The sequence below is a fragment of the Enterocloster sp. HCN-30185 genome (assembly GCF_037890305.1).
Lineage (GTDB): Bacteria > Bacillota > Clostridia > Lachnospirales > Lachnospiraceae > Enterocloster.
In genome coordinates this window covers 42,544-61,088 of record NZ_JBBKBT010000010.1, presented here as the reverse complement: position 1 = coordinate 61,088, position 18,545 = coordinate 42,544, and the positions used below count along the sequence as shown (strand labels likewise).

Annotated in this window: 19 protein-coding genes; 3 read left to right on the top strand and 16 right to left on the bottom strand. The window is 46.3% G+C overall.

What is annotated here, in order from left to right; translation table 11 throughout:
- Nucleotides 1-130: 130 nt before the first annotated feature.
- Nucleotides 131-1,093, bottom strand: a complete 963-nt coding sequence (locus WKT10_RS11325) for a beta-ketoacyl-ACP synthase III (RefSeq protein WP_337933654.1) — start codon at nucleotides 1,091-1,093, stop codon at nucleotides 131-133.
- Between the two features lie 318 nt (nucleotides 1,094-1,411).
- Between WKT10_RS11325 and WKT10_RS11320 the strand changes: the two genes are divergently transcribed.
- On the top strand, nucleotides 1,412-1,678 hold the full coding sequence (locus WKT10_RS11320) for an AbrB/MazE/SpoVT family DNA-binding domain-containing protein (protein WP_066543042.1): 267 nt from the start codon (nucleotides 1,412-1,414) through the stop codon (nucleotides 1,676-1,678).
- Nucleotides 1,679-1,761: 83 nt separating this feature from the next.
- Here WKT10_RS11320 and WKT10_RS11315 read toward each other — a convergent pair whose 3' ends face one another.
- From WKT10_RS11315 to uxuA, 9 genes are all read right to left on the bottom strand, one after another.
- Complete coding sequence (locus WKT10_RS11315) at nucleotides 1,762-2,115, bottom strand: class Ib ribonucleoside-diphosphate reductase assembly flavoprotein NrdI (RefSeq protein ID WP_066543044.1); 354 nt, start codon at nucleotides 2,113-2,115, stop codon at nucleotides 1,762-1,764.
- Between the two features lie 5 nt (nucleotides 2,116-2,120).
- Nucleotides 2,121-2,603, bottom strand: a complete 483-nt coding sequence (locus WKT10_RS11310) for a threonine/serine exporter family protein (RefSeq protein ID WP_066543046.1) — start codon at nucleotides 2,601-2,603, stop codon at nucleotides 2,121-2,123.
- Complete coding sequence (locus tag WKT10_RS11305; protein ID WP_337433469.1) at nucleotides 2,600-3,391, bottom strand: threonine/serine exporter family protein; 792 nt, start codon at nucleotides 3,389-3,391, stop codon at nucleotides 2,600-2,602. Before WKT10_RS11305 ends, WKT10_RS11310 begins: the two co-directional genes overlap by 4 nt.
- 33 nt (nucleotides 3,392-3,424) lie before the next feature.
- Nucleotides 3,425-4,270 carry a 16S rRNA (cytidine(1402)-2'-O)-methyltransferase gene (gene rsmI, locus WKT10_RS11300; RefSeq protein ID WP_296037555.1) on the bottom strand — a complete coding sequence of 282 codons (846 nt, stop codon included), beginning with the start codon at nucleotides 4,268-4,270 and terminating at the stop codon, nucleotides 3,425-3,427.
- 14 nt (nucleotides 4,271-4,284) lie between these two features.
- Entirely contained in the window at nucleotides 4,285-5,055 is a 771-nt protein-coding gene (locus WKT10_RS11295) for a tRNA1(Val) (adenine(37)-N6)-methyltransferase (RefSeq protein ID WP_066543054.1), read from the bottom strand.
- Nucleotides 5,045-5,980 carry a PSP1 domain-containing protein gene (locus tag WKT10_RS11290; RefSeq protein WP_066543060.1) on the bottom strand — a complete coding sequence of 312 codons (936 nt, stop codon included), beginning with the start codon at nucleotides 5,978-5,980 and terminating at the stop codon, nucleotides 5,045-5,047. Before WKT10_RS11290 ends, WKT10_RS11295 begins: the two co-directional genes overlap by 11 nt.
- A gap of 26 nt (nucleotides 5,981-6,006) precedes the next feature.
- Nucleotides 6,007-6,996: a DNA polymerase III subunit delta' gene (gene holB / locus WKT10_RS11285; protein ID WP_066543061.1), complete on the bottom strand. Its 990-nt coding sequence runs from the start codon at nucleotides 6,994-6,996 to the stop codon at nucleotides 6,007-6,009.
- Between the two features lie 151 nt (nucleotides 6,997-7,147).
- Nucleotides 7,148-8,758, bottom strand: coding sequence for a mannitol dehydrogenase family protein (locus tag WKT10_RS11280; RefSeq protein WP_337433468.1), 1,611 nt, complete (start codon nucleotides 8,756-8,758; stop codon nucleotides 7,148-7,150).
- A 2-nt stretch (nucleotides 8,759-8,760) separates the two neighbouring features.
- A complete protein-coding gene (uxuA, locus tag WKT10_RS11275) occupies nucleotides 8,761-9,834 on the bottom strand; it encodes a mannonate dehydratase (RefSeq protein WP_340277247.1) in 1,074 nt (357 codons plus the stop codon).
- Nucleotides 9,835-10,093: 259 nt separating this feature from the next.
- On the opposite strand from uxuA, the gene WKT10_RS11270 reads away from it, so the two are divergent.
- Nucleotides 10,094-11,116 carry a zinc-binding alcohol dehydrogenase family protein gene (locus tag WKT10_RS11270; RefSeq protein ID WP_066543065.1) on the top strand — a complete coding sequence of 341 codons (1,023 nt, stop codon included), beginning with the start codon at nucleotides 10,094-10,096 and terminating at the stop codon, nucleotides 11,114-11,116.
- Between the two features lie 27 nt (nucleotides 11,117-11,143).
- Nucleotides 11,144-11,824, top strand: coding sequence for a GntR family transcriptional regulator (locus WKT10_RS11265; RefSeq protein WP_066543067.1), 681 nt, complete (start codon nucleotides 11,144-11,146; stop codon nucleotides 11,822-11,824).
- A gap of 50 nt (nucleotides 11,825-11,874) precedes the next feature.
- On the opposite strand, the gene WKT10_RS11260 is transcribed toward WKT10_RS11265, so the two are convergent.
- From WKT10_RS11260 to WKT10_RS11235, 6 genes are read right to left on the bottom strand one after another with little or no spacing between them, the layout of a single operon-like run.
- A complete protein-coding gene (locus WKT10_RS11260) occupies nucleotides 11,875-12,903 on the bottom strand; it encodes a zinc-binding alcohol dehydrogenase family protein (RefSeq protein ID WP_066543070.1) in 1,029 nt (342 codons plus the stop codon).
- A 15-nt stretch (nucleotides 12,904-12,918) separates the two neighbouring features.
- On the bottom strand, nucleotides 12,919-13,371 hold the full coding sequence (locus tag WKT10_RS11255; protein ID WP_066543071.1) for a YhcH/YjgK/YiaL family protein: 453 nt from the start codon (nucleotides 13,369-13,371) through the stop codon (nucleotides 12,919-12,921).
- A gap of 17 nt (nucleotides 13,372-13,388) precedes the next feature.
- Nucleotides 13,389-14,438, bottom strand: coding sequence for a 3-dehydro-L-gulonate 2-dehydrogenase (gene yiaK, locus WKT10_RS11250; RefSeq protein WP_066543072.1), 1,050 nt, complete (start codon nucleotides 14,436-14,438; stop codon nucleotides 13,389-13,391).
- Nucleotides 14,439-14,452: 14 nt separating this feature from the next.
- Nucleotides 14,453-15,502 (bottom strand): 3-dehydro-L-gulonate 2-dehydrogenase, encoded by a 1,050-nt coding sequence (gene yiaK, locus WKT10_RS11245; protein WP_066543074.1) that lies wholly within the window; start codon nucleotides 15,500-15,502, stop codon nucleotides 14,453-14,455.
- A gap of 19 nt (nucleotides 15,503-15,521) precedes the next feature.
- Complete coding sequence (locus WKT10_RS11240) at nucleotides 15,522-16,313, bottom strand: hypothetical protein (RefSeq protein ID WP_066543076.1); 792 nt, start codon at nucleotides 16,311-16,313, stop codon at nucleotides 15,522-15,524.
- Between the two features lie 6 nt (nucleotides 16,314-16,319).
- Entirely contained in the window at nucleotides 16,320-18,458 is a 2,139-nt protein-coding gene (locus WKT10_RS11235; RefSeq protein ID WP_066543078.1) for a hydantoinase/oxoprolinase family protein, read from the bottom strand.
- Nucleotides 18,459-18,545: the final 87 nt, after the last annotated feature.

Sequence of the window (18,545 nt, the reverse complement as noted above, 5' to 3'; positions counted from 1 at the left end):
TCCTTCTGACATATAAGTTTTATATTACAATTTAAATATTTACCATTATATTCACGAAATGTCCATGCCCTTTTTACAGGGCTTTACATTTTTTATCTTTTTTTAAGCATTTTGGTGATTTTTTACCGTCTTACCACTCCAAAAGCAGAGCTCCCCAGGTAAGACCTGCTCCAAATCCTGATAATACAATCCGCTCTCCGCGCTTTAACTTACCTGCCTGGTTCAGCTCGTCTAAAAGGATAGGAACAGAAGCTCCGGACGTATTTCCATAATGTTCCATATTCACAGGGAACTTTTCGATATCAACCTTCAGGCGTTTTGCAATGGATTCGATAATCCTGTAATTGGCCTGATGGATAATGAAATGGTCAATATCGCCGGTAATATATCCCGTGTCCTCCAGTACCTGGCTGATGCACTCCGGAACCTTCTTTACCGCGAACTTAAAGACCTCCTGTCCGTCCATAGCCATATATCCAAGCTCCGGTTTTCTTCCCAGAAGGAAGTTTCCATTGGAACGGGAGCCGCAGGTAAGCACTTCACCCTTTGCACCGTTTGAATGCATATTTAATCCCAAAACGCCTGTCTCGTCTGCGCTTACCACAGCTGCACCTGCTCCATCTCCGAATAAGACGCAGGTTCCGCGGTCTGTCCAGTCAACCAGCTTACTGAGCACATCTGCTCCGATCACAAGGGCAGTCCGGTATATTCCGGAGGAAATAAAGGCGTGGGCTGTACTGAGGGCAAAAACAAAGCCGGTGCAGGCTGCGCTGATATCGTAGCAGGCCGCATGAATGGCTCCGATCTTTGCCTGTACCTCACAGGCCCCATTGGGAAAGCAGGAATCCGGTGATGAAGTAGCTAAGAGAATCAGGTCAATCTCCTCCGGAGCAATTCCGGCCTGCTCAATGGCTCTGGCTGCCGCCTTTGCCGCCATATCAGATGTACTGTCCTCTGTGGCGATCCGTCTTTCCCCTATGCCTGTACGGCTGCGGATCCACTCATCATTTGTGTCAACGATCTTTGACAGATCATCATTTGTCACGATATGCTCCGGCACATACGAGCCGGTTCCTATTATTCTGGTTGTCATTTTTATTTACCCGGCCCTGAATGAGCGGTTCAAAACCTCCGCTGCCTGAGGGCTGTACCTTCCTTTGCCAAAATACTTTGAATCTCAAAGTAATACTACAGGATTGCGTGTTTTTTGTCAAGCAATTTTCTCCAATGACATACCTTAAATCGTCGCATTTTACCCCATTTCTTCAAAAAGAATATTCCGAAAATTTACTATTTTATACCACAATTTACCAATTTACACTTTTCCATTTATTGACTTTATTTCTGTATTTTGTTACTTTAAAATCATAGAAGTCTATAAATTATACCTGTAAAGCGAGGAGGTCATATGATGAAAACCACAGGAGTAATCCGCAAGCTGGATGAGCTGGGCAGAATCACGCTCCCTATTGAATTAAGGAGAAGTCTTGACCTGGATGTCAAAGATGGACTTGAGATAACCGTTCAGGATGACTGTATTATCCTTAAAAAAGCGGAAAGCGCAGATATCTTTACCGGCAGCACCGAAGATCTGCTGGAATACGAGGGAAAGAAAGTTTCCCGAAGCTCCATTTTAGCTCTGGCGAAGCTGGCCGGGCTGAATGTATCAGAAGCCTGACAGAAAGCGGCAGTCTTTCAAAACTATATAAAAATATCCCCCTGTGCACGCTGAATGCGATATGCAGGGGGATATTTTGTTAATTACAGGGAAAGCTTCCCCCGGATCGCCCTATGGTCGTAGGAGTCTCCCACTCCATCTACCTGAGCGATCACAGGAACACCATACATTTCTGAAATGATCCTGCCCGCTCCACAGAAGGTATCACCGTGACGCTGCATATTTCCGGATACGATCACGCCCTTTAAATAAGAATGATTCTCTTTTAAGAACGCTGTCACAACAGGCGGCACAACGCCTCTGCCATCCGTATAGGTAAAAAGAATGAAGTCCTGATCCATGGTTTCCGTACCATCCTTTATCTTCATCGCCTCTAATCCAAGAACGTGAACCAGTTCCTCTACATTTCCACTGCGTGACGCATATACGTATTTCATAAATTCTAAATCCTCCTGTTCGATTCTCTTTTTTTATTTCCCCTGCTTCGCAAATGACTCTTCAGGCTTATAAAAAATCTTGCCATATGGGAAGCAAGTATGATCCCCAGAGCAATGGCTCCTGCCTCTGTGAGCACCAGCCCTGAGTAAGTTCCAAATTCTTCCTGATATCCCTGCACCAGATAATACATGGTATAGTAAAGGGCTTCTCCCGGAACCTCCGGAATCAGCATGGGCACAAGCAAAAGAATGACCGGCGTGCGCAGCATTCTGGCAAGAACCTCACTTAAGGCCGCCACAAAAAGGCTGGCTGCCAGAAGACCGGTAAATATACTGCATCCCATCGCCCTGCATACAAGGTATACCGCCCAGCCGGCGCCGCTTCCAAGGGCGATCACAGCCAGCTTTCTGCCCCGGACGCCAAAAAGGACTGCAAAACCAACGGAACCGATCATTCCCATAATGGTCTGAATTACCGAAAAGCTCATATTGCCCCTCCCAAAATGATAACACCGGCAAAGCCTATGGCTACTGCAACTGCTTTTAAAAGCGCCTCACTCATATTCAGCAGCCCACTGATCATATCTCCGTTTATCATATCTCTCAGAGAGTTGGTCAGCTGAAGTCCGGGGATTACCAGCATAATATCGCCAATCATAATTTTATCCGGCTGCACACCGATTCCCGCCCTTACCAAAAGAAGTACCGATATTGCTGTTACTGCACTGCAGAACATATTCTGAATAATGGTATTCAGCCTTAAAACTGCACTTCCGTGAAGGGTAGCATACAAAATGGCGCCTGAAAGAGCTGCCGCTATGCCGTCCATCAGAGTCCCTCCGAAAAAGACAGACAGGGAGGAAGCAATCATCATGTGCATTGCCAGCTCCAGGCCTACGGAAATCCTTTTTCCGTTTTTTATCGCGTCCAGTCCTGCCTTCAGTTCATTCAGTCCTGCCGGATCGGCGCAGATTCTGCGGGACAACTCATTTACCTTTGCCACTTTTTCAAGATCTGTGGTTCTCGTCCGGATGCGCCTTGTCTGGGTCATGGTCCTTCCATCTGAAAGCATGGCTGTGACAATGATACTGGAGGTAATGGTAAATACATCTGCCCGAACAAAGCCGTACGCCATGCACAGTCTGGTAATCGTATCCTCTACCCGGCTTACCTCTGCACCGTGCATGGCAAGCAGTTCTCCTGCATCCATAATCGCTGTCATAAGATAATTCATCCGGTCATACTCATTTTCACTGAAAATCATTTCTCTGCTCATCTTTATATCATCCTCAGACAGCTGGGCTTCCGGTTACAGCAGCCCCTGATACACGTCCCTTTTCGATATCCCCCGGTCCTTTGCAACCGCCTTCATGGCCTCTTTTTTATCCATCCCCTGAGCCAGATAATGCTCCATATGCTCTTCCAGCGTCAGGGCTTCCCAGGACTGCCTTACTTCTTCCTGAATTTCCTGAACAGAACGCCCCCGGATAACGATTACGCACTCACCCTTAGGTTCTTCCTCCTCATATACGGCCAAAGCCTCCGTAAATGACGTTCTCCAGGCACTTTCAAACCGCTTTGTCAGCTCTCGGCAGATGGTGATATCCCTGTCTCCCATTGCCTCGTACAAATCCTTAAGGGTACTCTTTAAATGGTGGGGCGCTTCATACAGGATAATGGTCCTGGTTTCATTTTTCAGTTCTTCCAAAATCCTCTGGCGCTCCTTTTTGTCGCTCTTTTCCGCAGGCAGAAAAGCCTCAAAGCAGAAACGGCGGGTGGGAAGCCCCGACATGGTAAGAGCCGTAATACAGGCAGCAGGTCCCGGAAGGGAGGTCACTGCAATCCCGGCCTCATAGCACTGGCGTACCAGCTCTTCTCCCGGATCGGAAATACCCGGTGTTCCCGCATCGGTAATCAGGGCAATATTTACCCCTTCCTTCAGCTTTTCCACCAGATATTTTGCCTTGTCTACCTTATTGTATTCGTGATAGCTGGTCATAGGTGTCTTTATCCCCAGATGGTTTAACAGCTTAATGCTGTGGCGGGTATCCTCTGCCGCGATCAAATCCGCCTCTTCCAGCGTCCGCACAACCCGGTAGGTGATATCCTCCAGATTTCCAATAGGCGTTGCACACAAATATAAAATTCCTGCCATGATCACAGCTCCTTTCAGTATCCGTAGGTAGTCCGTATTTCTTCGGAATATTCTCCGTTTTCGTCAAACACGATCACCGGCGCTTCTGCCTTTAAGAGAGCGCCGCCTCCGCGGACTGCCTCAATCAGCACCATATTGGCCTCTCTGTCCCTGTACGGGTGGACAAACTTCATCCGTTTGGGCTCCAGACCGTGTTTTTTCATGGTTTGAATGATCTCAATCAGCCGTCTTGGCCTGTGTACCATGTAAAAACGTCCCCCAGGACGCAGCAGGCAGGTTCCCTCCCGCACCACATCCTCCAGGGTACACAGCACCTCATGGCGGGCAATGGCCTTGGCATCTCCAGGGTTCTTGATGCCGTGAGCGTCATTCATATAGGGCGGATTGCTGGTCACCACATCAAAAGAAGCCCGGGCAAAGAGCGTCCCGGCCTCCTTTATATCACCTGTTACAATATCCACCCGTTCCTCCAGATGGTTGTATGACACGCTTCTGCGGGCCATATCAGCGGATTCCTCCTGGATTTCCAGTCCTGTGAAATGTTCTCCCTCTGTTTTGGCGCTTAAAAGAATAGGAATGATTCCTGTTCCCGTTCCCAGGTCCAAAGCCCGTTCCCCCTTCTTTACCGCCGCAAAGCCAGAAAGAAGCACCGCATCCATTCCAAAACAGAATGCGCCTTTTCTCTGGATAATTCCATAATGATTCCTCTGCAGATCATCAATCCGCTCGTCATCCCGCAGACGGATCCCGCCTGTTTCAGTCCAGGTATGCTCCTTATTTATCATTGAGCTTTGACTTTCCTTCCTTTTTCTCCAGTGCTTCCAGTTTTTTCAGCTCTGTATCCGTATTTGCGCTGTCTTTAGACGGCCGCTCCCCGTTTTTGCCCTTTTTCTTTCTGGGCTTAAACTTCAGCTCCTCTACCTTGTACTCGCGGATTTCCTTCTCGTCCCGGTCAACCACTACCACAACCTTTACAAGCTGACGCAGTACATTGACGCTGTGTACCTCTCCCTTTAAGCCGTCTGCCGTTGTCACATAGTCTCCAATGGCCGGGAGCCTGCTGTTTAATACCTCGTATGTCTCTTCCTCATTTTTCAGGCAGCACATAAGGCGGCCGCAGACGCCGGAAATCTTGGTGGGATTTAAGGAAAGATTCTGTTCCTTTGCCATCTTGATGGACACCGGAATAAACTCGGACAGATAAGAATGGCAGCACAGGGGCCTTCCGCAGATTCCGATTCCGCCCATGATTTTTGTTTCATCCCTCACGCCTACCTGGCGCAGCTCAATCCTTGTCTTAAATACGCTTGCAAGATCCTTTACAAGTTCTCTGAAATCAATCCTTCCGTCTGCTGTAAAGTAAAACAGCACCTTATTATTATCAAAGGTATATTCCGCATCAATCAGCTTCATATCCAGCTTGTGCTTGCGGATCTTTTCCTGACAGGTCTTAAATGCCTCTTTTTCCTTTTCCTTGTTCCGGGTTTCCACTGCCCGATCCTCATCGGTAGCCATCCGGATCACCGGTTTTAACGGAGGCACAACCTTTCCTTCCTCCACCTCACGGTTTCCAAGCACTACATAGCCGTACTCAATCCCTCTGGCTGTTTCAACGATCACATGATCGCCGGTCTTTATATCACGGCCCGCAGGGTCAAAATAGTAGATTTTGCCCGCAGTCCGAAAACGAACGCCGATAACTGTCAACATCATTCCTCCTGTATTTACGCTTACTCTCAATTCTCTTTCATGGTAAGGAGCATCAGTTCCATCACAAGCTCCATATTTACATTGGCATCCAGACGTACTCTGGCCTTGTCAATGGCTGCCAGTATCCGTTCCAGACCCTCATATCCGCTTAAAGCCGCAACCTGCTTTACAGTAGAAAATTCATCCTTAAAGATCAAAAGGTTAATGTCCTTAGTTGTCTTATACATCAGAATATCCCTGTACCACATCTGCATAAAATCCAGGCAGTCATGAAGATCCAGATTATCATCCTTTAATTTACGGATATAATTTAACAGCTCAGAGATATCCATATCCTTCAGATGCTTTAAGAGATGAAGAATTTCCTCATACATAATCTTAAAATCCTCCGAATCTGCCAGATGAATCGCCTTTCCCAGATTTCCCCTGGCAAATGCAGCATAGATCTCAGCCTGTGCTTCTTCCACCTTCAGCGACTGGATCAGATATTCTTTTACCACCGAATCACGCAGGGGCTTTAACTTCAACTGCACACATCTGGAAAGAATAGTGGGAAGAAAGGCGTCCTGATTCGTGGTAAGAAGCAGAATTACCGCATAAGAGGGCGGCTCTTCAATAGTCTTAAGAAGGGCATTCTGAGCCTGAACCGTCATTTTTTCCGCTTCATCTACGATGTAGATCTTATAATAGCTGCTGTAGGGCCGGATCATAATGGTATTATTAATCTGCTCCCGGATCTCATCCACGCCAATACTGGCTGGCTTTTCATGAGTCACATAAATCAGATCCGGGTGATTACCCGAAAGCACCTGTCTGCAGGCATGACACTGCATACAGGGCTCCGGCTTTCCCTTTTCACACAAAAGGCTCAGTGCAAAGGCATTTGCAAGGGATTTTCGCCCCATTCCCGCTTCGCCGCTGAGTATATACGCATGAGAGACCTTGCCTGTTTCCACTGCATTTTTAAAATGCTCCTTGATCTGCTCATGTCCCAGAATATCCTTAAAAACCAGCATCTGCCATACCCCCTTTGGTTGCTTTTTATGCTTTAACCAGTATAACATAAGTTAATTTTGATGTATAGCCTTTTCATATGGCAAAAGCCGGTATAGGCCGCGCTTATTGGCGGCCTGTACCGGCTTTCCGACTGTTTTTATTAACCTTAAACTATGCCAGATACTTCTTCAGAACGTTTCTGACAGCTCCCGGGCCTGCAATTTCTTCTAAGAACATCTCTTCGATCCGCTCTCCGATACCTGCTTCATAAAGATCAATTCCGAAAATATTTGCATTTGATAAAATGCTCTTTAACTGGCCGGTATAGGTCTCCGGCTTTCCTACCACAATTCCCTCCAGCTGCTTTGTCAGCTCAGGAACCATAGGATCTGCAGACAGCTCAAATGCCTTGCCTTCATCATCGACTGCCAGAAGGTAACGGCACCAGCCTGCGATTGCCAGCGGAATTGCAGTCAGTTTCTTCGCATCGCCATACTGTGCTACATAAGACTTGATGGTCTCACCATAACGGATACCAACCTTCTGGGATGTATCAGTTGCGATACGCTGAGGTGTGTCAGGCATAAATGGATTAGGGATTCTTACCTGAATTACTTCATTTACAAAATCTACAGGAGAAAGGATGCCTGGATCCGTAACAACCGGCATACCCTCTACAGGACCAATCTGATGTACAAGCTTATTCAGCTGCTCATCCTTCATCTCATCTGCAATCAGATCATATCCCAGTACACAGCCGTAAACGGCAAGAGCAGTATGGAGCGGATTCAGACAGGTTGTTACCTTCATGCGCTCTACCTTATTTACTGTATCGCGGTCTGTCATATATACGCCGGCCTTTTCAAGTGCAGGTCTTCCGTTGGGGAATTTGTCCTCGATTACCAGATACTGAGGTCCCTCTGCATTAACAAAGGGTGCAATATAGGTCTTCTTGGAAGTAATAACCGGAGCCATATCCTCAATTCCGGCCTTTTCCAGCTCCTGGCATACAGAATCAGCAGGTCTTGGGGTAATCTTATCAATCATAGACCATGGGAAGGAAACCTGTGCCTCATCTGTGATATAAGCCACAAACTCTTCTTCTACAAAGCCCTTCTTGCTCCACTCTTTTGCCATAGTTACGATGGAGCTCTGAAGCTTCTCGCCATTATGAGAGCAGTTATCCATGGAAACTACTGCCAGAGGATACTTTCCTGCCTTATAGCGCTCATAAAGCAGAGCACATACAACTGCCATAGCAGAACCGGCTTTGTCTGGTCCATTGTCAATATCTGCCTGAATAAACGGGAAATAAGAGCCATCTGCTCCCTTTAAAGCATATCCCTTCTCTGTAATGGTAAATGAAATCATCTGCAGGCCAGGATTTACAAAAATTTCCTTCAGACGGTTCCACTGGGATGCGTCGTTAGACTGTGCCTTGATTGCCTCTGTCAGAGAGCCCAGCACTCTCTTATCAGTTGAACCGTCAGCCTTTAAGGTAACGGCCAGAACCAGATTGTCATAGGGTGCATAAATCTTGTCAACAACATCAAAATCGAAAGTTTCAACACAGGTAATTCCCTTTGAAGCTTCGCCATTTGCAATTAAAGTATCTGCAATGCCACCGATAAAGATACGGAAGATATTTCCGGCTCCAAAATGAACCCAGACCGGAGACTTCTTTGTTTCTTCTGCAACTGCTGCAATGTCATATGCAGGAAGAGCGACTCCCGCTTTCTCCCACTGTTCTTTTTCTTTTAAGCCGTTTAATGTTAATTTCATTCTTAACCCCTCTTTGCGTTCTTGTCAATTGCTTCCCAAAGACCCTGAAGATAGCAGGCTCCCAGCGCTCTGTCATACAGACCATATCCCGGCATAGCAACTTCGCCCCAGATCATTCTTCCGTGGTCAGGACGGATGCAGCCGTCAAATCCGGTGTCGTATAAGGTCCTCATGATCTCATACATATCCTTAGAGCCGTCAGAGGACAGGTGAGCAGCCTCCTCGAAATCTCTGTCGCTGTTATACTTTACATTTCTTACATGGGCAAATGGGATTCTGCCCTTTGCCATACGGATAATCTCACAGATATCATTTTCAGGATTGGAACCCAGGGAACCTGTACACAGAGTTAAGCCGTTGTATGGCTTGTCTACTGCCTTTAACAGACGCTCAATGGTTTCCTTATTTCTCACGATTCTTGGAAGTCCGAAAATAGGCCATGCGGGATCATCCTGATGAATACCCATATGGATATCGTATTTCTCACATACAGGGCCGATTGCCTCCAGGAAGTATACCAGATTGTTGAACAGTTTCTCTGAATCTACATCTTTATATGCATCAAATAATGCTTTCAGCTTTTCAAGACGCTCTGGCTCCCAGCCTGGCATCACAAAGCCATTGGACATCTTTTCGATAGACTCTCTCATATGCTCAGGATCGATCTGATCAATTACGTCCTGATTATATGCGAGAACTGTAGAGCCATCCGGTCTCTTTCTTGCAAGATCAGAACGGGTCCAGTCAAATACAGGCATAAAGTTGTAGCATACCATGTGAATGCCTGCTTTTCCCAGGTTCTCAAGGGTTGTAATATAGTTCTTAATATGCTCGTCACGCTTTTCAGTTCCGATCTTAATATCATCGGAAACGTTCACGGACTCGATACCCATAATAGACAGGCCTGCATCCTCAACAGTCTTCTTTAACTCTGCGATCTCTGCCTCTTCCCATACCTCTCCAGGCATCTTTCCCATAAGAGTTGTGATAACTCCCTTTACTCCCGGAATCTGGCGGATCTGCTCCAGAGTTACACTGTCATAGCCTGGTCCATACCAACGTAATGTCATGTTCATAATGTTCTACCTCCATATGTTAAATTTTGTTGCTTCATCATTTTGGGCCTGATAACGCTCTTACTTGTATGGTAGTATAAAATTTCAATTTGTTCAATATGTAATTTTTTATAAAAATTAGCCTTTTAGTTTATTAATTCTGTACATATTATTTTTTATACCTCTCTTATATTGACTTTTGTCCCATAGGGTTTTAGTATAGGTAGTATGTAAGTTGTTTAATAAAACCTGCTATATTTCAAAAGGAGAGTGTGTGTTAATGAAAGCTGTACAAATCGTAAAGCCTGAAGACCTGAGAGTAATCGACATTGAAAAGCCTGTTATTGACGAAAAAAACAATGTTCTTGTAAAAATGACCGCTGCCGGCATCTGCGGTTCTGACATGGGTATCTACCATGGTACAAATGCTGCAGCAACCTATCCACGTATCATCGGACACGAGATGGTAGGCCGTGTTGACCAGGTTGGATCAAATGTCAAAAATCTGAAAGTAGGAGACCGTGTAATCATCAATCAGGTAACCAGCTGCGGCCACTGCTATCCCTGCCGCAAAGGACGCGGAAATGTATGCGATAATCTTGCTATCCGTGGCGTGCATATTGACGGAGGCTACCGCGAATTTATAGCTGTTCCTGAAAGCGACTGCTATGTTTTACCCGATTCCCTTTCTGATACGGACGCCATTATGATCGAGCCTACTACCATCGGGATCCAGTCCTGTACACGGGCTCAGCTGGAAAAAGATGATATGCTTCTGATCTATGGATCCGGAGCACTGGGCAGCACGATCTTAAAGGTAGCCCGTCTTCTCTGCGACCATATCATCGTAGCTGATATCATGGATGACAAGCTGGAACTTGCCAGACAGAACGGTGCTAAATACACCATCAATCCGCTGAAAGAGGATCTTACAGAAAAAATAAAAGAATATACAGAAGGCCATGGAAGCACCGTTTCCATCGACTCTGCCTGCACCAAGGATTCCCTCATTACTCTTTTAAAGGCAACTGGAAATGCCGGAAGAGTAATTACCATGGGCTTTTCAGTAGCTCCTACCGAGGTAAATCAGTTCCTGATCACCTCCAAGGAACTGGATGTCCGCGGTTCCAGACTTCAGAATCATATGTTCGGCAAAGCAATTGAACTGATCAACGAAGGCAAGCTTGATCTGAACGGTACTGTGTCACATACCTTCCCTCTGATCCGCGCTCAGGAAGCCTTTGACTTTAATGACAGCCATGATCCTTCCATCCGCAAGATTGCCCTTACCTTTGATTTCTAATTATCACATTTAAAGAAGGGATACATCATGAAAATTTTAGAACGGCAGCCTTCTGAAAAGGCTCGTTCCTACGCTATACGCGTACTTCTTTACAACATCACTGCCCTGGAACTGCCTCCGGGAAGTTCCGTCAGCGAAAACGAAGTATCTTCTGTCATGAACATATCCCGAACCCCTGTGCGGGAAGCTCTTATCGAGCTTTCCCGCATGGATCTTGTAGATATTCTTCCCAAACGGGGCAGTTTTATTTCCAAAATCGATTATGGATTGATTGAAGAATCTCGTTTTATGCGTCTCGTACTTGAGACAGCAATTGTGAAGCTTGCATGCGAACAGGGAATCTCATCCTATTATATGGAGCTGTTAGAGAAAAATCTCCGACAGGAATCTTCTCTGTCCAATACACAGGATTTCTCAGTCCAGCTGGAGCTTGACAATCATTTTCATCAGCTTCTTTTTGAATCTGTAGGAAAATCCAGAACCTTTGACATTATCTACTCCCAGATGATCCATTTTGACCGTCTCCGTATTCTGTCTTTAAAATCCTGGCAGGATGCGCGGGTAGTAAAAGACCATCAGAATATTCTGTATGCCATCCGTCAAAAAGATTCTGAATTGGCGGAAATGCTTATCACCCGCCACTTGACACGGTTTCAAGTAGAAAAAGCAGAGCTGACCAAACGTTATCCTGATTACTTTACGCTGTAATAAAACGGGCGTGTGAAAAACTTACGTTTTCTCACACGCCCGTTTCTGTTTTATACGGTTTTATCTACTTTTACAACTACCTTCATGTAGTTACCCGGATTCTTTTCAATATCCCGAATCGTCTCCGGTGCCTCATCCAGAGAAATAGTCTTGGTTAAAATCTTAGCCACATCTACCTTCTTTGTGTAAATCAGCTCGATCGCCTCTTCAAATTCTCCTGCACTTGTACGTGCTCCGCGAATATCAATTTCCTTACGCGTTATGATATCGGTAGGAATTGAGGTCTCTCTTGGAGGCCAGCCGGTAAGAGTAATTCTTCCTGCGTTGCTGACAAGATCAAGGCTGGAGCGAATTGCTGCATTGGATCCGCTGCACTCCATAACCTGCTGAGCCATCATTCCGCCTGTAATTTCACTGACTCTTGCAGCCGCATCTTCTTCTCCGGAATTGATTACATACTCAATACCCAGCTCCTTTGCAAAATCCAGACGCTCCTGAACAAGATCCAGAAGAATTGCATGTGCACCGTAAGCCTGTGCGATCATACCTGCCAGCAGACCAATAGGTCCTGCTCCGATGATCGCGCAGTACTCCCCTGCCTTTAATCCGCCTCTGTGGATTCCGTGAAGAGAAATAGTAAGAGGTTCTGCCATTGCAGCATCTGTCCAATCCATATCTTCCGGCATCTTTACCAGCATATCTGCCGGATGGCAAAAATACTCTGCCATGCCGCCGTCAATATGTACACCCAAAACCTTAAGGCTTGTACAGCAGTTTGTACGTCCGATAGAGCATGGATAGCACTCTCCGCAGTAAATGTATGGATCAACAATAACTTTATCGCCTGGTTTTAATCCCTTAGGATTATCTGCCGGAATTTCCTCTACGATACCAGCCAGCTCATGTCCAATGATCCTTGGGTAGGATACCAGTGTATTGGTTCCACGGAAAGCACCTATATCACTTCCGCAAATACCAGCTGTAACAATACGGATCAGCGCCTCGCCCGGTCCCGGAACAGGCTTTTCCAGCTCTACACAATCTACATTTCTAGGTTCTTCCAGTTTAATTCCCTTCATTTTTCTCCTCCATTATTAAAGTGCGACTTTTACGACAACCTTTTTAACAAAGCATGGCCCGCCAGCCTGGCACCTTGGTTTATGAGCATCTTCAGGAGCAACGATGATCATATCTCCCTCTTCCAAAAGAACGGTTCCGCTTAACTCCGGCTCCTCATAGAAGATCAGATCATTTTCCTCAATGCGTTCCTTTACTTTAAGGCCATCTCTCTTGCAGATACCGAACTGCTCTTTTCCCTTTGCAACATACTGAATATCAAAGTATTTTTCATGGGTTTCAAAAAAACCTGTATCTGCCGGAATTGTAGTATATTCCTGAATGTTGGCTACTACTGTATCACCCATAATAGGATAGCTTCCTGCAGGCAGTGCATTGATATCTGTTTCTGCCAGCCACTTATAGGCACAGGTAAATTTCTCTTCCAGGTAATTATACTTCTCTGCAATACTTATATTTGAAAAAAACATAGTGCTTCCTCCTGTTTTTATTTGCTTGCTATATCAGTCGTAGACATATCTCCTGACGCCAGGGAACAAAGCTGCTTCCAGATTGCCTCGTCTACATGAATCCCCTTCTTCATGCTTTCTTCCCGTACCGCCAAAGTCCTCTCTCCCGGATAGCTTACGCTTCCGCCTTCGCGCTCAGGATGAGCTTTTTTAACCGCATCAATCCTCCGGTTCAGCATATCCTGGATTTCATCTTTGGAGCCAAACAGATAGGGATCATATGCAATAAAGATCTGGCAGCAGTTCGTACAGCTGCCTTTTGCCTGTATATCCATATCCGTTCCGCTCATTCCATTGGCCATAAGCGCTGCAGCCATATCCAAAGCAAGAGCCATACCGCTTCCTTTCCAGTATCCCATAGGAAGCCCCCGCATGGTTTCCTCTATGGCGCCCGGATCGCAGGTCAGATTTCCATCCTTATCAAATCCTCCCGGATAGGGAAGCTGCTTTCCCGCCAGACGATAAACTCCCAACTTTCCATAAGCGTACAGACTCATAGCCATATCAAGGATAAGCGGGCCATCCTCCCTTGGAATCGCCATACAGAACGGGTTGTTTCCCACACTGCGCTTATCGCTTCCCCACAATGGCATACAGCTTTCCGCATTAATCCAGCTCATACCCATAAAGCCTGCTTCAGCCATTTTCCATACATAGGTTGCGCCTCTCATCCAATGAGTAGTGTTTTTCAGGGCAACACAGCCAATCCCATGTTTTTTCGCCAGCTCTACAGCTCTGTCAGCACAAAAGAGCGCATTGGTAATGCCAATCCCCAGTTGTCCGTCATAATTTTCCACTGCGCCCTTTGCACCTGCAAGCTGAGGCTCGCCTTTAATGTTAACCCATCCCTTTTGAACATATTCCACAAATCTGGGAATTCGATTCAGTCCATGGCTTTCTACCCCATCAGCACTGGACTGAATATGAACAGCTGTACATATCTCAGCCTTTTCTTCTGTAAGTCCCAGATTCAGGAAAATCTGCTTTACATCCTGCTTTAATTTGTCATAAGGAACACGAACCCCCATATTTCCTCCCGGATTTACTTACTTGCAATGTCCTTTGTTTCCATATTGCCTGCAGCCAGAGCACAGATCTGCTCCCAGATTGCCTCGTCCACAGAAACTCCGTCCTTCATGCTCTTTTCGCGAGTGGAAATCGTTCTCTGTCCAGGACAGCTTACATGTCCGCCTTCATGCTCCGGATGAGCTGCGTTTGCAGCATCAACACGCTTGTTCAGCATAGCCTGAATTTCTTCTTTGGAACCAAACAGATAAGGATCATATGCAATAAAGATCTGGCAGCAGCCTGTGCAGCTTCCACGATTCTCATTGTCCATATCTGTTCCGCATTTGCCGTTTGCCATAAGAGCAGCAGCCATATCCAATGCAAGAGCCATGCCGCTTCCCTTCCAGTATCCGGTAGGAAGAATTCTCTTACTGTCCTCAATTGCTCCCGGATCGCTGGTCAGATTTCCGTCCTTATCAAAGCCGCCCGGATAAGGAAGCTGCTTTCCTGCCAGACGGTATACACCCAGCTTTCCATAAGCATACTGGCTCATCGCCATATCGAGCACAATAGGGCCATCCTCTCTTGGAATTGCCATACAGAATGGATTGTTTCCAACGCTTGGCTCGTCGCTTCCCCACAGAGGCATACAGCTTTCTGTGTTGATCCAGCTCATACCCATAAAGCCTGCCTCAGCCATCTTCCATGCATAGGTGCCGCCTCTCATCCAGTGCGTCGTATTTTTTAAAGCAACACAGCCAATTCCATGCTCTTTCGCCAGCTCTGCAGCCCGCTCTGCACAGAAAAGAGCATTTGTAATACCGATGCCCAGCTGACCGTCATAATTCTCCACAGCGCCTTTGGCTCCTACAAGCTGAGGCTTTCCTTCCAGATTGATCCATCCCTTCTGAACATATTCCACAAATCTGGGAATACGGTTCAGTCCATGGCTCTCAACGCCGTCTGCACTGGACTGGGTATGAATTGTAGCACAGGTCTCGGCCTGCTCTTCTGTAAGGCCCAGATTTAAGAATGCCTGTTTTACGTTTTTCTTTACTTCCTCATAAGCAACGCGAATACTCATATCGTTTCTCCTTTATTTTTTATACAGGCTCCCCTTCTTCACAGCAGGGAATTTTGCCTGCGTATTCCATTATCTCTTCATATAAACCGCTGGCTTCCTCCGGCGAATAGCCATATACCAGAAACACATCCATCACATAAGGGGAGTATGGAATTCCCGTGATAGCCTGGGCAAAGGCCATTGCGGCAATTTCACTTAAGGCAATCACCGTGGAGTCATTATGCAGAGGTCCCAATGACCAGAGCCGGATCTTTTCCTGTTTTGTAAAAATCTCATCCTTATATTTTTCTTCTACAAAATGAAACAGCTCATGAGCCAGCAAAAGGCCTTTGATATCCAGCTGTTCAGTTAAAACCTCTTTCACTTCAGGACGCTCTGTAAATTTGTGCGCCTTCTTCACAGCATCCATGTAAATCTTTATATTGCCCGGTTCCCGGAATTCTGCAAACAGAACCCTGTCTGCATTTTCCGGAAACGTAGGATACTCTACCTTCAGCCCCATAGCTGCCGATAATTCCTCAGGACTTCGGACACCGTAAAGGCAGCAAATCTTCTCAGCATACTCTCTGCCGCAGCAAACAGCCTGCTTCATCCAGCTTTTTCGCTGCCCGTCATCAAACTTTCCATTCAGCGGCTCTCTGGAAAAAGCATATGCATACATATCCTCTATCGGAATGGATGTCAAATCCTGAAGCATACGGACCAGAGGACGTACCTTAAAATGAGGACGTTCGTATCTTACCGGTCTCTGCTTTCCAAAAAGTCCGTCTGTAATGGGCTTTAAAGCTTCCTGAACCTTATTTCTGTCCATAACTGCTTATATCTCCGTAACTGAACCTACGATAATAATCTCCTCATCAGGCTCTCTGTCTCCCAGATCCAGATCCATCAGCAGGAAGATCTGCTCCAGATCAATTGCGCTGTAATCGCCTACTCTTGGACCTACGCATACAAAGAAATCAGGACGAAGAATGGAGTCTGTCTTAAATACGGCAGCCTCTTTCCAGATTGTTTCCACTACTTCTTTGTAATCGCGAACCGGACATTTTACAACCATACCGTTGGAGCACTGAACCTTGATAAAGCCCTTCTTATCAACAATACGCAGAGGATTCTTTCCCTCTCTCTCTCCCTGGTATACATAGAACTTGTCCGTCTTCTCTGCCAGGTGAATCTGGCTTACCTTTGATCCAAAATCCTGTGTAGCCAGTTCCAGAGCCTCTGCCTCATCACACTCTTTCAGAAGATCCGTTGTCTTTACTTCTGTAGATCCTGTTGCGATTGCTGTTACCTTACCGGTCTGACTGTCGATTTCAATATGCACCTCTACCGTATCAGGTGATGCGCCGGAGCTTACCGCCGCGTCAGCCGCCTCTTTCTTAATCTCGCGGATATCATCCTGAGTCGGATTGGGGATCACTCGCTCTACTACGTCACGGACCATGGAAAGCGCAACGCCGATAGAGGAAATAACCTCAGCATTCTCTGGAATGCTGTACTGCAGTCCCATCTTTCCTGCACAGTAAGGTACAAGAGACGCTGCTCCGCCTCCGCAGCCTACCAGCTTCATGCTGTCATGATCCAGCTGATACTTCTCAGCCAGAGCGTTGATGCAGGCATTTACCTTCTCATAATCCTTATCCAGAATCTGTGTTGCAAGCTGCTCTACAGTGATTCCAAGCTTATCTGCTACAGGCTGCATTGCCTTGCGGGCTGCATTGGCATTTCCATAAGCAAAATACTTCTTATCGATCAATCCCAGAACATTGGCTGCACAGGTATTGGTAAAGCAGATACGCTTTCCGTTCTTTAAACGGATTGTAACGTAATCAGCAGGATCGCTTGGTTTCGGTCTTACCATCTCGATCTGCGGATCAACAATCTCCTCTTCAGGAGTAAAACATGCGTATTCGCAGCCTGCGATATGAGCAGAACGAGGACCTACGTCTACTACTTCCTTGTCATTGATACGAACCATAGAACCGCCGGCACATCCAAGAATGCGGACATCCAAAGAACTGATATATGTATCATGGCCTCCGATCTGGGCATAGTCTACACCGGGACGGCCATTCTTGATTACACCGATATTGGTTGTTGTTCCACCTACCTCAAAGTAAATGGCATTGGATGCTCTTAAGTACATCAGCGATCCCATAACAGATGCGGCGGGGCCGGATAATGCAGTTAAAATCGGACGCTTACGCATCTCGTTAATCTCCATAACACCGCCGTCGCCTCTCATGATCATCAGTGGAACCTGAACGCCTGCTTCTCTTACAGAAGACTCTGTTGCGTTTGCAGTTGCCATCATCTTAGGAAGGATGGACGCGTTAATTGCAGCTGTACGGGTACGTCTTGTAAGTCCATACAGTTTTGTAATATCAGAAGCCATACTAACCGGCACATTTTTCTTTTCTGCACAGTCATGGATCATCATTTCCTCATCCATGCTGTCTACGCCAAAGGCCATAGAAGCAACAATTACCTGTGCGCCCTGGCTGATCAAGTCATCAATATTTTTATTGATCACTTCCTCCGTCAGCATCTTTTTCTTAATGAAGGTATTAAATACCTTGATCATTCTGCCAACTTTTTCATCCAATACAATATCCTTCAAAGCCAGCTGGCGCTTTGCAAGAAATCCTTCCAGACCGCCTCCCGCTACGCCAACTACACCTACATTTGCCACGTCGCCCTCAATAAAGGCATTGGTAGCCTGAGTAGTAGAATGGGCTACGAACACCACATCCTCCGGTGCAATGTCATTTTCCCGCATACAATTCTGAAAACTCTGAACAACACCGGCAGCAACGCCGTTCTTGTCATCGTGGGTTGTCTTTACTTCATTTTTTCCAATAATTTCGTGAGTTTCATTGTCCATTGCTACGCATTTTGTGTAGGTTCCACCTACGTCAATACCCATGCGGACAGCTCTGTGCTTACGTTCTGCCATACTTCCCATATCCTTTCAATTTGATTATTCCATTAAATTTTCAGAAACATACTAAAGGGGCTGCGGGCGCATCCAGAGCGCCCGCAG